The sequence below is a fragment of the Paenibacillus sp. FSL R5-0744 genome, assembly GCF_037972555.1.
Taxonomy (GTDB): domain Bacteria; phylum Bacillota; class Bacilli; order Paenibacillales; family Paenibacillaceae; genus Paenibacillus_AQ.
The window spans coordinates 562535-576268 of sequence record NZ_CP150228.1 but is presented as its reverse complement, the minus strand read 5'-3'; the positions used below and the strand labels follow the sequence as shown (position 1 = coordinate 576268).

Below are 13734 nucleotides of genomic sequence, written 5' to 3'. Positions count from 1 at the left end.
AGGTATGCGCTGCTTGAGCCAAAGTTCGTACCCCCTTTTTCGAAAGTTCCGCCCGCCTTTAGGCTAAGGCATTAGTCCAGCTTATAGTTGGCCAGATACTCAGCAATGCCATCAATCTCCGCATCACTTAGGCCTAGATCTTTGGGGTTAGGCATCAGATTGCCCGGTTTTACGGATTGTGGATCATGCAGCCATGTTTTGAGATTCTCCTCAATTGGTGCACCATCCTCCCTAGTGTCGTCGTTGAGCAGGATCCCTGCAATCGACTCCCGAGAACCAATTCCGGTCAAGTTCGGCGCATTATTAATCCCTTGATCACCTACAGCGTGGCAAGTCAGACACGCCGCTTTGAACTTCTCAGCTAAAGCAGGATCCTCTGGCAGCACAGCTACGGGTGCTTTCATCGAATCTATCCACTTCTGAAAATCTTGTTCACTAACCGATTTCACCTTAAATTCCATGAATCCATGAGACGGCCCGCATAGTTCCGCACATTTGCCACGGTAAACGCCTTCATTAGGTGCACTGAAGCTGAAGCGGTTAATCGTCCCGGCTGGGTTGGTGTCGATTTTACCGGAAAGGGAAGGGACCCAGAAGGAGTGCAGCACGTCTTTAGTCTCCAGTTCAAAAGCAATATCTTTGCCCACTGGAATAATCAGATCCTGCGCTGTAGTCACCTTGTAATCGGTATACTCAAACTCCCACCAATATTGGTGGCCGGTTACTTTAACCTTAATCGCATCCTTGTCATTGGCATGATCATCTCCTGCGGCGAACACTGCTTTCACCGTTGGAACTGCCAGTACCACTACGAGGATAAGCGGAATGACCGTCCAGAGAATCTCAAGCTTGATGCTACCCTCAACCTGCTCAGGGATTTCATTCTGACCCGGCTTTCGACGGAAACGGATCAGTACATAAGCTGCAATCGTAAAGACAATCAGCAACACGACGATCATAATACTGATCGACAGCTCCATTAATCCATAAGACATTTCCGCCTGAGGTCCCTGTGGTCTGAGCACTGACAAGTCCTCACGACCGCACCCGGCAAGAAAGAGACCAAACATAGCGGTCATGGGAAGGAGTCGCTTTACAGCCTGCCACGTTTTCATCATTGATCTACCCCGCTTTTCCCGATTTCGTAGGTTCCTGTTTTTTTCTGTCAATTATAACAATCACTATTAATATAAGTTTAAGGGAAAGTTTTGTCAATCGTTCACAACTAGTTCACATTGTAATTTTCGACATAATAATTCCTTGTCCCACCTGCATTTATGCGCATTTTTTGAAAACGCAATCAAATAAAAAATGATCGGTAAAGCGCATTCATTGTGAAATGTGTCTATTAATTCATTTGACTATTTTATGAGAGACAATATTTCTTATTCATAAATGTACATACAAAAAAAACCGATTCCTGCAACAAACGCTGCTCGGGCACGGTTTATAAGAATCCTCGTGGATGTTATTACTCAAAATGATGTCAAAAGTAAGTGACACTCGTATCTGTTAGCTAGGAGACGGATGAATTAATCTTTACCAGCTCATGCTCCACGACCATGGTCAGTTCTTCTTCATAGCCTCCGGTAATCCGATATTTTCGGACGTACTCCTTTACGAATTTCTTGGGATCTTTGGGCCGGAAAATACGTGTCATTTCCCGTAAACTTTCCTTGACTTCGTTATGACCTTTACTTGCCATGATCAGTTCCCTCCCAAAACATTGAAAATGAATGCTCCGTTGTAGAGAATGCATGATGAAAAGTACGCCGTAACCTCGAATGCAAGTGAAGTAACCATTACACATACGTGGCTTGCATTATCCGCCAAAACGTAAAATTCAAAGCTTCAAAGCCTTGAGATACTGGTTCGCCGGTGAAGCAGGTTCGTCGTGATTTGGGCTGAGAGTAAGGACGCCTGTTGAACGAAAGCTCCTTGACACTTTTATTACCCGAAGAGCCACTTACTGAATCACCCCTTTCGGGCCTTATCGTTATATTGTATCATATTCCGGTCCAACTTCCACCTTTCCTTGTAAAATGTGCTAATTGGAAAATTTTTATTTTTTTACAATGTTCTTCGTAAGTCATATTGCTCGTGTCGGGTTAAAATACAATATGTTCTATAGCAGGCCACACCTAGCACATACCACAGCAAGAAAAGGAGATCATTATGGGCCAACCCACACCATTACTGACTTCATCTTATAACGTAGTTCCCGCGATGACTACCGCGCTACCCGAGGAAACTGCAACGCGCCGTGAGGGTCTTGAACAAGCTGATTATGCTATTCAGAAAGAATATCCAAAGATGCATAGTATGCTTATTGCTCGCCATGGCAAGCTCATCTTTGAACGTTATTACGGCAACCATCATGCCGGGGCATTAAATGATCTTCGATCTGCGACTAAAAGCTTTATCAGCGCAATTACCGGAATCGCTATCGATCGGGGAGATATCCCTGATATCGATGTCTCGGTTTCCAAGGTACTTCGTAAACATGTTCCATACCTGCACTCCCCTCATTTATCAAAAATCACTCTTCGTCATCTGCTTACCATGACTTCCGGATTTAGCTGGATCACGGGCAAGAAGCTGGGGGAGCCTTTCGTCCGGAATCTCCATCGTAGTCGCCGCTGGGGTTCCTTTGCTCTTAGTATGAACATAATTCCGGAACATATCGGTCAATTTCAATACCGTAGTATCGACACCCATCTGATTTCGATGATCCTTAGTGAATCTACAGGTCTCGATGCATTCACCTATGCTGCTGAGCATTTATTTAGCCCTCTCCGAATGACTCATACGGCTTGGTTACCGAGTCCGGAAGGACATAGTATGGGACATATTGGTCTGTACTTAAACTCAAGAGATATGGCTAAATTTGGTATGTGTCTGCTTAATAACGGCGTATTTGCGAAGCAGCAAATCATTCCGAAGCATTGGCTGCAAGAAGCACTAACTGCACAGACTACAGGATACCCGGCTTTTGGAGATTACGGATATCAGTTCTGGGTGGGTACGATGAGCGGCCAACCCTACAAGCTTGCCCACGGTCATGGCGGACAGCAAATCCTTATCCTACCCAATTTAGATGCGGTTGTGGTCTTTACAGCAGAGAGTAAGACAAACAATTGGAAGAGCCCCCGCAAGCTGTTGGAAAAGTATATTATACCCACAATGAGCTAAACATACTTTTTCCTGACAAGTCATAGGCTTTTAAGGAAGAAGGAGTAGCGAACTAACCCCTTTCTTCTCCAAGTAGAAGGAGAGTGAGCCCTTTGTCCCCTTTCAAATCATCCACCGGATTGCCCGATAATATTGCGGGCGCGCTGTGCTATTTTTTCCCTTTTATCGGCGGTGTGGTCTTTCTCGCTCTGGAGAAACGCAACCGCTTCGTGCTGTTCCACGCGTTGCAATCACTGCTTACATTCGGCGTACTGATGATTCTCCATGTCCTAACCGGATTTATCCCTTTTCTTGGTTCCCTGTTGAGTGCAATCCTTTCTCTTTGCAGCTTTGCTATATGGCTGCTTATGATCTATCAAGCTTTAAGCAGCAGATGGTATAAGCTCCCTTGGGTTGGGGATATTGCAGAAAGTCAGATTCGGCATCTATAAACACCGCCGAACTAACACCTCTTATCGCTGAAAAGTATTCCCTTTTGCCCATCCACTCCTTACAATGGAAAGACGGGCATCAACGGAATTCTACAGGCTGGAGGAATTTAAATGTATCTATTCATCATAAACCCGCGTTCCGGCGGGGGCGCAGGCGGGCGGACCTGGCATACTGTAGAGGCGCTCATGAAAGAGCGGATGCTGCCATATATGACCTTGTTTACGCATAGCGCAGAGGGTGCAGAAGCCCTCGTTCTAAATACACTTAAACACCGTGAGGACTGGAAAGCCGCGATTGTAATCGGCGGCGATGGCACGCTGCACAGCATTTTGGGTGCCCTTCGTGGCAAAGATATTCCTATGGCAATCATCCCTGCCGGCTCCGGTAACGACTCCGCACGCGGCTTCGGCATTCCGCTTTCGACTGAAGCCGCGCTGGAAGCTGCACTTAGCGAACGGTATATCGAAGCCGATCTGATCTCAGGCGCAAACGGACTGACTTTAACAGCCGTTGCCAACGGCTTTGATGCTCAAGTGGCCGAGAATGTGAATGCCAGCCGTTACAAACGGCTGTGCAATGCCATTGGCGCAGGCCAACTGGCTTATATCATCGGTATATTGCATACGCTGATGACGTTTAAGCCATGCCGGGTGAGTGTTGCGTGCGACGGGACGGAGCACGTCTTTGAGAAGGCATGGCTGGTCTCGGTCTGCAACCTGCCCAGCTACGGCGGCGGGCTCTTGATCTGCCCGCAGGCGAAGGCCGATGACGGCCAGCTCGACGTCTGCGTCGTGCACGGGTGCAGCCGCGGGCAGCTGCTGCGGCTGTTCCCAACGGTACTGAAGGGCAAGCATGTAGCGTTGCCCTTCGTGTCGATGCTGCGTGGACGTAGCGTAGCCGTCAACTTCGCAGAGGCCCTGCCGGCGATCGGCGATGGCGAGAGCTTCGGCAAAGGGCCGCTTGCCGTGCGCTGCGAGCCTGGATCGCTGCGGGTGCTCTCGCCGCTGGCGGCGGTTAGCGCGCAGCGACACGCCGATCCTGCAGCGGCATGCGGTAGCAACGGGTAATCCATACCCGTGCATCACAAAAAAACAGCAAGAGACAGGCTTATAAACCTGTCTCTTGCTGTTTTGTGTTAACTTCATCCGAATCTACACCAAAGAGTCTTAGCTAAGTAGCCCTTCCTCTTCTTCCACGAAAGAGATTCTTCCGTCCTCCAGTGAAGCGATTCGCACGAGTGATTCTACCCGGTAACCAGCTTCCTGCAGTAAACGATTTCCTGGCTGGAACGCTTTTTCGATCACGATACCAATCCCAACCACACTTCCTCCTGCCTGCTCAACAATACGAGCAAGTCCGAAGGCGGCTTCGCCATTCGCCAAAAAATCATCGACAATCAGAACTCGCTCACCCGGAGCAATGAACTTCTTGGAAACGGTAATTTCATTCGTTTCTTTCTTCGTGAAGGAGTAAACCTTTTCTACATAAATATCCTCTGTCAGCGTCAACGATTTCTGCTTACGGGCAAAAATCAGCGGAACCTCCAGCTCTAATGCCGTCATAATCCCCGGAGCAATTCCCGAAGATTCAATCGTCAGTACCTTCGTAATCTCTTCGCCGGAAAAACGGCGGGTAAACTCACGGCCAACCTCACGCATTAGAAAGGGGTCCATCTGATGATTCAGAAAAGAATCTACCTTGAGCACGCCTTGCCCGAGTACAATACCTTCTTTTAACACCTTTTGTCTCAACAGCTCCATTGTGCTCCCCCTTCTCCCATCAATGAATCCTTTCTCCCCACTTTATAGACCTGTCGGTTTTTGTGGCAATAAATTTCCAACGATAGATTTTAAATTATGGTCATCCTTGCTCTTTTCTTGCCCATTATCATAACCCGTAATTCGGATCTCCACGAAATCGCCCGGATTTACCGGTTTAAAGATCAATTTCTCGCGGTCTTCCAGTCTCACGTTAAATTTCATGTCCTTGAACATTTCAACTAGCTCTGCTTCTCCGGGACTTGCTACTTTATCCAGAAACAGCAGTCCACGCAATTTTTTAGGACCATCCTCATGCACCACTTCAAAATGTACGATACATTCCATGCTTTTCACCTCCCTGTAATAGCTACTGCGCCTGTTCTTCCCCATCATCGCCTGGATCATGCATCACATATTTGCTGTGAATTTTGCTGTAACGCTCACCATAACGTTCTTCTAATTCTGCGCCCATATCCTGCTCCAGCTCGAACAGCACCATTTCCTGTGCAAAATGATTCAATAGCAGATCTACTAACACCGGGTGCTCGGTTACAACCGCTTGCGCCGATCCATCTTCATAGCGCATCCCGAGCATACACCAGCTCCGATCGATTACGAATGAGAACTTCCGTCCATCTGTTCGCTGAGAATCTCTTCCGAGAGGCGGCCATACCGGATAGGCGGCAGGAGCAGCATTGCCACCATCAAACGCCCACAAGAGTCTAACGCCACGCAACTCCGCCTGTTCAAGTTCACTCCGTAGAAGTGACGCTTCCTCACGCCACATATCCACTACGATCTCTTGCTCAGCCATATTAAGTTGGCGAATAAGAGCGCCCAATACATTGCGGTCACCTTCCACATTATAAAACGAAGGGCTAACAGGTCCACCGCGAGGCATCTCACTTTCCATATAAGCCAGTGAAGCTTGAACCCGTCCCGAGATCATGGTCGCAAGCTCCTCTGGATTGAGAACACTGTACCGCGCAGGTTCTCCTTCACCACATCGTACATATCCCTGCTGTGTAAGGCGTTGTAACGCCGCATACACATTCGATCTTGAAACTCCGAGCTGTTTGGCAACCTCATAGCCAGAAGCCTGACCTTTTGTCGCAAGCTCTACCATAATTTTGGACTCCATCTCTGTGAAGCCCAGATTGCGCAGATGCAGCAGCAGCTGTTCCATCTTGTTGTCCCCCTAAGCTGACTGAAATCCGTTCTATATTTGCTCTGACCCACATCGCGGGCACCATAAGGAGCCCTTAGGTAATTCGTTCCGACAGATTTGGCACTGGATCATATCTCGTACACCATGGTCCTCAGTGACCGCAGGTTCCTCCTGATGCTCATTCTTGTGCCATTCGCCGAAGCGACGGTCTAGTTCAAGCTGTCTTTTTCTTTCCCGTTCCAGCTGCTCGGCTTGTTTACGTTCCCGTTCAATCTCTTGCTCGCTCGCCTTATATTCTTCAAGTGGCAGCTCATCATCCGGATGCTGAACTTCAGCATATACGACACTCTGCGGGTGCAGCTTCATTGCAATTTCCTTCTCTTCATCCGTAAGCTCATCTGCTCCATAATATTGATCTTCGTCATCTTCATTCACAGATTGAACAAATACCGGTGTAGAAGGCACCCTTCTCGAAGCGGACAATGGCTCCAGCTTACTTCCGCATTTCGGACAAAAGTTTGCATCAAGCGCCACAATATGACCACATGAACATAACCGCTCATTTTTCAGCTCAGCAATTCGTGTCCGCAGGACTTCGATTTTTTCCTGAAGTTTGGAACAGTTACGGGACAGCTCCACCATTTTACCTTCAGCTACCGACATATCCTTTGAACGATACCCTTCATAAAAAAGTCTGCCCATTTTCGTAAATTCAACTTCCATCTCTTGTTCAACATCGGAAATAAGTCCGTTCAGCTTGCCGATCTCTACTGAGTTTTGGGCTTTTTCGGTAACCCGGCTCGCGCTATCTTTAATTTTTTTGATAAAACTCATTACAGTTCCTCCCTCTCCAGCGATACGTGTTTCTATCATACCAAATGTATCGAGTAGATTCATTAATGTGCTTTAATACGCGATTTAGAGGAGAATGTTCCTATAAAATCCATACTAATTGATTTAAGCCACTTCCCTCTTACACTTATGGGTTATATTTCCTAATTTTGAATGTAATTTTGCGTCAGGGGTTCTACATCGGTTAAAATAGAATTATCACAAATAACGAAATCGGGAGAGTTTCAGTGGAAGAACATGAGAGCACACAGCTTACGCTTAGTCAGCTACAGGTACACGTAAAGGATCTGCAACAGTGGCAAGGTAACAGCAACGAGGATTTCGCCAAACTGGTTAACGAGTTCGAAGCCTTACCGGCACTCTATCGCCACGCGTTAAATGATCTTCAGAATAAAATTGATGTAATCAAGACGGAATGGCAATCCCGCGACGGCTTCAGTCCCATCGAACATGTCAAATGCCGGATCAAAGAACCAAAGAGCATTCTTCAAAAGATGGAGCGCAAAGGCTACGGTTTCAGCTTGGAAAATATGGAGCAATACATTCACGATATTGCCGGAATGCGGATTGTATGTGCCTTCGTTAAAGATATATACCGTTTAGTAGATCATCTTAGTACACGCGAAGACATCCGCGTGCTTGAGATTAAAGATTATATAGCTCATCCTAAACCAAACGGATATCAAAGCCTTCATCTTATAGTCGGTATCCCACTCGTCCTGCTGGAAGGAACACGCTGGGTCAAGGCTGAGATCCAGCTGCGCACCCTAGCTATGGACTTTTGGGCAAGCATGGAACATATTCTGTATTATAAATTCGATAAGCAGTTGCCTTCGCATGTCGCTGAGGAACTAAAAGAAGCCGCGCGCGCCGCTGATGAACTAGATCAAAAAATGCTTCGTCTTCGCCGCGAAATTCTAGAGCTTTCAGAAGGAGAATTGCCCCCTGCTGGTCAGCATTAGAATAACTAACCAGAAACTCTGTTAGATAATTAGGCAAAACAAGAGGCTGTTTCAAGAGTAGCATTGACTACTTTTGAGACAGCCTCTTTCGTATTTTCACTTACCGCTTAATCGGACCCTTAGTCGCTCGACGTGCAGACGCTTCTGCAACCCGCTGCATAATCAAAGTTAATCCCTCAATGGCTTTAGGTGTCTGCGGTAGCAACGTTCCCCAGTCTTCTGTAACTTCAGCTACTACTACCGGCGAAGGAAACGGTCTAGCCGCAATCTCATGGAACTGTGGCCCAGGCTGATGTAGCGAACCTTCAGCAGCCGCTTCTGCCAGCCATTCGCCAGAGGAAATGGCCGGACCCTTGCGTTCAAGCCGAGCCAATTCTGTAGAAAGTTCACTAACCGCGGCCTCTTCTTCCTCTGTTTCAGCTTCGTCGCTAGAAATATTCCCTTCAGCCCAAAGGGCAAAAATTCCGTCCAAGAGCTCTCCTTTAGTAAATCCTCTCAGCGAAAGTGCCAGCAGTGGCTCTTCAGCAAGACGTTCTTTAATAAGCTTCAAAGTTTCCGCCTTATACTCCACACCTTCACCCTCAAAAAGGGCTTGCTCCAGCTCACTATCCGTAGGTAGAAGCTCAAGCTCTGCCAGTTCACCCGTCAAACGCCCTTGCAGCAAGGCAAATACTTCCCCGGGACTTAGTGCCAGACTTCGTAATATTTCTTTTCTTCGGGAAGCATGCCATACCGGAACCTTCAGAGAGAGAGGTCGATCCGCTTGTTGTTCCTGAGCAGGCGCGCTGGCGTTCAATTCACCCTTCGACCGAGACCCTCCCGTCACTTTCCCAGGTAGCACCGTCCATGCTGCTTTTACTAATCCAGGCACAACTTCCAGCTGCATCTCTAACCGTTCACTCATTGTTCGATCCCTCCGTAATCACTCATATCTGTCTTACATCCAGTCCTGATCCTGCAGTTCAATAAGTTCCTTCAGCTCATGATTGGACATCTCAGTCAACCATGTTTCGCCAGAGCCAACAACCTGCTCGGAAAGATTTTTCTTACGCTCAATCAATTCATCAATACGTTCTTCCAACGTTCCTTGGCAAATCAACTTATGCACTTGAACATTTTTATCCTGACCAATTCGGAACGCCCGGTCTGTCGCCTGATTCTCAACTGCCGGATTCCACCAACGGTCGTAATGGATGACATGATTAGCTCTTGTAAGGTTCAACCCTACGCCACCCGCTTTTAAAGAAAGTACGAAGAAGGATGGGCCTTTTCCCTCTTGAAAATTATGAACCATCTCGTCGCGCTCTCGTTTTGGAATTCCGCCGTGCAAGAACAGCGGCGCTGTTCCATAACGCTTAGTCAGCTTGCTAACCAAGAGCTCACCCATCGCTACATATTGAGTAAAGATCAACACAGATTCTCCGACCTCCGCAATGCTATCCAGAATCTCGAACATGACTTCCATTTTACCGGAATGCTCACTTCGTGGACCCCTGCCTTCTTCTTTGCGGAATAGCTGAGGATGATTACAAATCTGCTTCAATTTCGTTAGAGAAGACAGCACGAGTCCTCTGCGAGCCATCCCGCTACTCTCTCCGATCACGCCAAGCATTTCATCCACGACACCCTGATATAGGACTGCCTGTGTTTCCGTCAGCGGACAATAAGACTTCAGCTCCAGCTTCTCCGGCAAATCTTTAGAGATATCCGGATCGCTTTTCAAGCGGCGCAACAAGAATGGTGATACCAAGCGATGCAATTCCCGCAGTCGTTCTCCACCCTCTCCAGATACATACCGCTGCCGGAAGGAATGGTAGGTTCCTAAATAGCCCGGGTTTAAAAAGTGAAAAATAGACCATAACTCACCTAGTCTGTTCTCTACTGGTGTCCCCGTCATAGCTATGCGATGCGGCGCTGATAGCTTCATCACACTTTGCGCCTGTTTTGTCCGATGATTCTTAATATACTGAGCTTCATCCAGCACCACAGTGGACCACTGAACATTCGCTAAATCCTCGCTGTCACGACCTGCTAAATGATAGGTCGTCAATACAATATCATGACTGGCAGCCAGTTCTAAAAAGCTATCCCCCCGCACTCGGCGTCCACCATGATGAATGTGAACTTTAAGAGAAGGCGCAAAGCGCTGCAATTCCCGCTGCCAGTTCCCCAAAAGTGAGGTTGGGCATAGAATCAAGACAGGCTCCTGCTTCTCTTCAGGTGGAGCACTTAAAGCGCGGTCCAGAAGGCAGGTAATGACCTGCACCGTCTTACCGAGACCCATGTCATCGGCCAGACACACCCCAAATCCCAGACCACTGAGAACGGAGAGCCATTGATAGCCGCGCTCCTGATAAGGTCTCAGTGTGCCGTGCAGACCTTCAGGTACGGCACGCACTGGAAGATTACGCAATATGTCGCCCCGCATCAGCGATGACAATAGTCCGGATGTTTCCATCCCCGTGACCGACATCCCTTTCCAGAGCCGCTCTTCACCATCCTCAGCCTCTAGGCGCATCCAATCGGCTGCGGTCATTTCCCCATTTTCATGGCGTTTCATATATCTAAGAACCTGGCGAATTTCTTTAGGATCTACCTCAATCCATTCTCCGCGGAAACGTACAAAGGGCACGCCTGCCTCCACTAGTGCGTTTAGTTCTTCTTCACTGATTGTACTCTCCCCAAGTGAGGCTTCAATGCGAAATGAAATCAGCTCTTCCATCCCAAGAGCCACTGGAGCAGGACTATCAATCCCACTCACTACCGGCTGCATTTTCATTTTCATGCCAATCCGGCGGCGTCCCTCACGGCTCCAGCGCGATGGCATCTGCACGGTTATTCCACGCTCACGCAGCTGCTGCACTGTCTCCTTCAAAAAGAAATAAAGACGCTCTGGTTCCAAATCTGCTCCCGTAGGTGCAGGCATAGAAAGAGCGCGCTCTATGTCTGGAGAGATTCTTGCCGCTCGGCCCAGCGCTATAAGAAGCTGCTGCTGTATATTGCGATAACGTTTCCCCCATAACGTAAACTCTCGCTCCTTACTGCTCCAAATCAATTTTGCCGGAATCCAGAATTCCCCTTCTTCCTTGTTCTCCGCCCAGAAGGTTAAGCGCCAGATTTCGTCATTATCTCCAGGGGGCTCAAGACGTAGCCCAAGACCCAGCTGTCCACTCCGCGCTTCTTCAGGTTCCGATTGCGGCACATCGCTACCAGCTGTCTCATTCACAGTAGCCAGAAGATCTGTCACCTCTGCTTGCGTTCCCTGCACGGGTATATCCCGGCTGCCTGTAAGAAGACTATTCCACCACAGCTCAGTTAAAGGGGAGTAACCCCGGCGATAATTGGCTTTGTAAGGGGTAAGTTCACTTTCAATACCCGCAATCACTTTCTTGATCTCTGCAGTCATTACCGCCTGCATAAAGGAGTAAAGCACATAGGCGCCAGCCTCTTCCCTCGAAGATAAATCCCCCGCTTCAGCAATATGCGTCCCTAAGGCCAATACCGGCATGGACGACGCCAGCTGCAGAAAGATCTCCTTATCCTCCTGCTTTCGAAAAGCTGGAGACCAGCAGACCGTTGCTGCCTGTTCACCACCACGACGGCGTGAACCTACCGGACGTGGGGGCAAGGCTCCTGGCGTAACGCCGCCTGTACCCATCAATTCCAGCGCAAAGCGAGCTGCTGCCGCCCAATAGCGCAATTCGCCTCCAGGCTCTACTCCCTGATCTCGGCATAACGTCTCATCCCATGCCAGAAGCAGTTCAAATGCATCGCTAGGGACTAAGGCGAGCCCTTCGAATGTTCTTCCGGGCAATCCACGGCGTGCTGGCTTCCCCTCTACAGGAGGAGCCGGATATTTCACTTCTGCGAGCCGCAGAGCAGCACTCGCAAAAGGGCGAACTCCTCCCTGCAGCTCCAGCCGCTTCACCACTCGGGTCCAAGCGTCAACCTTCGGCTCCGAAGTTTCGCCAGAGAAGCAAAATAACACATCCCCCAACCATATTGCATAAAGATGCTTAGTCATCGGTGATCTCCTGTCTTTTAAGCAAGCAAAAAAAGAACCAGTCCGCCACCATCAGGTGGTAACTGCAACCTTTTCCGCGAGAAATAAATTTTGAAGCTATACAAGTAGAAGTAGTTTCTCCATCCTTTTAGAGATGAGATACACTCCTGTAAGAAATATAAGGATAAAGAACTAGGATAAAACTTATCTGCTCTTGAATCTTCATCTCTTCATCTTATACGAAAAAGCGCTGATTTAAAAACGTTTCTGCATATTTTCTGTAGATTTTTATACAAATAAAGTTGAAGTACATAGAAACACCCATGAATTTGATTTATTTCAGCATATTTTTAATAAATGTTCTAGCCACTATCGTAAAATACCCTTCACCACTACCATACTATCCATGAACATTATGACTCACTAGTCACTTCATTTCTTGTTTATAGTCTTAATTGTGCCGAAAGCGGGTATATTCTAAGTAAGCATCACCCTATTAAAAAGCTAGGGAGTGAATTCTTTGAGACGTTATAATCCTTATAAATGGTGGAATCTTCTGTTCTTTTTAGGTGTGATTATCGTGAATGTGCTCTCGGTCACCTTACCATTAGGCGGGCACAGCACTGGAGAAATCTCTGATAAATATCAGACCTACATCACACCTGCCGGTTACGCGTTTTCCATCTGGTCATTGATTTATCTACTATTAGCCGGCTTCGTTATTTATCAATTCCGCTCCTATACAGCCTCTAGAGATTCTGTGCGGGCGATTCAGTTCTGGTTTGTTCTAAGCTGTATTTTTAATATGAGTTGGCTCTTCCTTTGGCAATACTTATACATTGAGCTCTCTCTGGTTGCTATGGTGCTGATGTTAATCACACTGATTGTCATTTACCGAAAAACACGTTTGATCGCTAATCCTACCTCAGGCGAGAAATGGCTGATGAAGCTACCCTTTAGTATATACCTTGGCTGGATCTCTGTGGCTACTATCGTGAACATCAGCGTTGTTCTGGAAAAGAATCATTGGGAAGGTTGGGGGCTTAGCGGTAGCACTTGGGGCGTTATTATGCTCTGCGTGGGAACTCTACTTGCAATTGTGGTCAGCTATCCTTACCGAGATAGCATTTATCCACTCGTATTCGTGTGGGCCTTCATTGCGATTGCTTTGGAACACAAAGAGACCAGCGATGTCTATTTAACGGGACTGATTACAGCAGGCCTCCTGCTTCTTTACAGCATCTGGTTATTGTTCAAACCCCGCCGTAGTAGGTATCGGAGATACAGAAGTTACTAATTCTAATATAAAAAATGGCAGGCTAGGGTTATCCACCTTAGCCTGCCATTTTGGTAAAATAATAAAAG

The 13734-nt window shown here is 47.6% G+C and carries 13 protein-coding genes; 5 read left to right on the top strand and 8 right to left on the bottom strand.

Annotated features, from left to right (window positions below):
* Nucleotides 1-71: 71 nt before the first annotated feature.
* Together coxB and MKY19_RS02575 are read right to left on the bottom strand one after the other, a co-directional pair.
* Nucleotides 72-1118, bottom strand: a complete 1047-nt coding sequence (coxB, locus tag MKY19_RS02580; protein WP_042123804.1) for a cytochrome c oxidase subunit II — start codon at nt 1116-1118, stop codon at nt 72-74.
* A gap of 398 nt (nt 1119-1516) precedes the next feature.
* Nucleotides 1517-1705 (bottom strand): hypothetical protein, encoded by a 189-nt coding sequence (locus tag MKY19_RS02575; protein WP_339268495.1) that lies wholly within the window; start codon nt 1703-1705, stop codon nt 1517-1519.
* Between the two features lie 470 nt (nt 1706-2175).
* Between MKY19_RS02575 and MKY19_RS02570 the strand changes: the two genes are divergently transcribed.
* From MKY19_RS02570 to MKY19_RS02560, 3 genes are all read left to right on the top strand, one after another.
* Nucleotides 2176-3192, top strand: a complete 1017-nt coding sequence (locus tag MKY19_RS02570; RefSeq protein ID WP_339268493.1) for a serine hydrolase — start codon at nt 2176-2178, stop codon at nt 3190-3192.
* Between the two features lie 92 nt (nt 3193-3284).
* Complete coding sequence (locus tag MKY19_RS02565; RefSeq protein WP_060626766.1) at nt 3285-3623, top strand: hypothetical protein; 339 nt, start codon at nt 3285-3287, stop codon at nt 3621-3623.
* A 111-nt stretch (nt 3624-3734) separates the two neighbouring features.
* Entirely contained in the window at nt 3735-4691 is a 957-nt protein-coding gene (locus MKY19_RS02560; RefSeq protein ID WP_339800068.1) for a diacylglycerol kinase family protein, read from the top strand.
* A gap of 99 nt (nt 4692-4790) precedes the next feature.
* Here MKY19_RS02560 and MKY19_RS02555 read toward each other — a convergent pair whose 3' ends face one another.
* From MKY19_RS02555 to MKY19_RS02540, 4 genes are read right to left on the bottom strand one after another with little or no spacing between them, the layout of a single operon-like run.
* Nucleotides 4791-5384: a xanthine phosphoribosyltransferase gene (locus MKY19_RS02555; RefSeq protein WP_042123794.1), complete on the bottom strand. Its 594-nt coding sequence runs from the start codon at nt 5382-5384 to the stop codon at nt 4791-4793.
* 42 nt (nt 5385-5426) lie between these two features.
* Entirely contained in the window at nt 5427-5729 is a 303-nt protein-coding gene (locus MKY19_RS02550; RefSeq protein ID WP_339800064.1) for a hypothetical protein, read from the bottom strand.
* Nucleotides 5730-5751: 22 nt separating this feature from the next.
* Entirely contained in the window at nt 5752-6570 is an 819-nt protein-coding gene (locus tag MKY19_RS02545) for a helix-turn-helix domain-containing protein (RefSeq protein WP_042184525.1), read from the bottom strand.
* Nucleotides 6571-6603: 33 nt separating this feature from the next.
* Nucleotides 6604-7386 (bottom strand): zinc ribbon domain-containing protein, encoded by a 783-nt coding sequence (locus MKY19_RS02540; protein ID WP_339800061.1) that lies wholly within the window; start codon nt 7384-7386, stop codon nt 6604-6606.
* Between the two features lie 305 nt (nt 7387-7691).
* Here MKY19_RS02540 and MKY19_RS02535 point away from each other — a divergent pair, with 305 nt between their 5' ends.
* Complete coding sequence (locus MKY19_RS02535) at nt 7692-8366, top strand: GTP pyrophosphokinase family protein (RefSeq protein WP_042193221.1); 675 nt, start codon at nt 7692-7694, stop codon at nt 8364-8366.
* Between the two features lie 100 nt (nt 8367-8466).
* On the opposite strand, the gene MKY19_RS02530 is transcribed toward MKY19_RS02535, so the two are convergent.
* Together MKY19_RS02530 and MKY19_RS02525 are read right to left on the bottom strand one after the other, a co-directional pair.
* On the bottom strand, nt 8467-9270 hold the full coding sequence (locus MKY19_RS02530) for a hypothetical protein (RefSeq protein ID WP_339800058.1): 804 nt from the start codon (nt 9268-9270) through the stop codon (nt 8467-8469).
* Nucleotides 9271-9303: 33 nt separating this feature from the next.
* Nucleotides 9304-12390, bottom strand: a complete 3087-nt coding sequence (locus tag MKY19_RS02525; RefSeq protein ID WP_339800055.1) for a DEAD/DEAH box helicase — start codon at nt 12388-12390, stop codon at nt 9304-9306.
* A 499-nt stretch (nt 12391-12889) separates the two neighbouring features.
* Between MKY19_RS02525 and MKY19_RS02520 the strand changes: the two genes are divergently transcribed.
* Complete coding sequence (locus MKY19_RS02520) at nt 12890-13666, top strand: tryptophan-rich sensory protein (protein ID WP_339800053.1); 777 nt, start codon at nt 12890-12892, stop codon at nt 13664-13666.
* The last annotated feature ends 68 nt before the right edge of the window (nt 13667-13734 follow it).

Excerpts from the sequence above, each read along its gene's own strand:
- coxB (WP_042123804.1), bottom strand. The coding sequence starts at position 1,118 with ATGATGAAAACGTGGCAGGCTGTAAAGCGACTCCTTCCCATGACCGCT.
- MKY19_RS02575 (WP_339268495.1), bottom strand. The coding sequence starts at position 1,705 with ATGGCAAGTAAAGGTCATAACGAAGTCAAGGAAAGTTTACGGGAAATG.
- MKY19_RS02570 (WP_339268493.1), top strand. The coding sequence starts at position 2,176 with ATGGGCCAACCCACACCATTACTGACTTCATCTTATAACGTAGTTCCC.
- MKY19_RS02560 (WP_339800068.1), top strand. The coding sequence starts at position 3,735 with ATGTATCTATTCATCATAAACCCGCGTTCCGGCGGGGGCGCAGGCGGG.
- MKY19_RS02555 (WP_042123794.1), bottom strand. The coding sequence starts at position 5,384 with ATGGAGCTGTTGAGACAAAAGGTGTTAAAAGAAGGTATTGTACTCGGG.
- MKY19_RS02550 (WP_339800064.1), bottom strand. The coding sequence starts at position 5,729 with ATGGAATGTATCGTACATTTTGAAGTGGTGCATGAGGATGGTCCTAAA.
- MKY19_RS02545 (WP_042184525.1), bottom strand. The coding sequence starts at position 6,570 with ATGGAACAGCTGCTGCTGCATCTGCGCAATCTGGGCTTCACAGAGATG.
- MKY19_RS02540 (WP_339800061.1), bottom strand. The coding sequence starts at position 7,386 with ATGAGTTTTATCAAAAAAATTAAAGATAGCGCGAGCCGGGTTACCGAA.
- MKY19_RS02530 (WP_339800058.1), bottom strand. The coding sequence starts at position 9,270 with ATGAGTGAACGGTTAGAGATGCAGCTGGAAGTTGTGCCTGGATTAGTA.
- MKY19_RS02525 (WP_339800055.1), bottom strand. The coding sequence starts at position 12,390 with ATGACTAAGCATCTTTATGCAATATGGTTGGGGGATGTGTTATTTTGC.